This window comes from Vreelandella vilamensis, from assembly GCF_031451755.1.
Classification (GTDB): domain Bacteria; phylum Pseudomonadota; class Gammaproteobacteria; order Pseudomonadales; family Halomonadaceae; genus Vreelandella; species Vreelandella vilamensis.
On record NZ_JARWAN010000069.1, the window covers coordinates 1 to 665 of the forward strand.

Here is a 665-nt window from a genome sequence, read left to right on the forward strand (position 1 = left end):
TTTCCAGGTTTATTGTCTTCCCGCTGGTATTACCCAGCACTTCGACTTCCAGCCCAGCAGGGATCGGAAGCGTATCAGGGGTAGTATCTAGCAAAACCCAATTAATATTCGCCATTCTATATTCTCCGTAACATATCTGATTTTTTACTGCACAATCCCGCCGCACCATTGCGGCGGAATTGATTTACTGCTGGTTATGCGAAGGTCACATCACCGTAGTCAGCAGAGGCGTTGAACTCTGCTACGTTGGTGAAGAAGCCTGATACACCAACCAGCGCAACTTCAGATACGGTTCCTGCGCCATCGTCGAACTGGAAGATGGTGTTGCCATCAGCTACTGACACCTGGACATCACCAGCCGTTACGCCGACAAACTCAAGCGCATCGTCGCTGCCAAAATTGCTGACCTCGGTATTACTTTCCGACGCGACATCATCTTTCAGACGATACGCATCGACACCTGCATCAAAGCTCTCTGCTGTGGTGATAGTGCCACCTAAAGCGTCGAGATCTTCAGTGATCAGATCAACTTCGCCAGCAGCCAGAACCTCGACAGTAATCGAGTCACTAGCCGTAGCACCTTCATTGTCGGTCACTGTTACGCTCAGGTTGAACGGGTCATTGGCGCCGTCTGCCACCAGATCGTCAGCATCCGCAACCGTGAT

General features: G+C 51.0%; 1 protein-coding gene. It reads right to left on the reverse strand.

The window, feature by feature from the left end:
• Positions 1–194: 194 nt before the first annotated feature.
• A partial coding sequence (locus QC823_RS16175; RefSeq protein ID WP_309657365.1) for a hypothetical protein occupies positions 195–665 on the reverse strand: 471 nt, incomplete at its 5' end.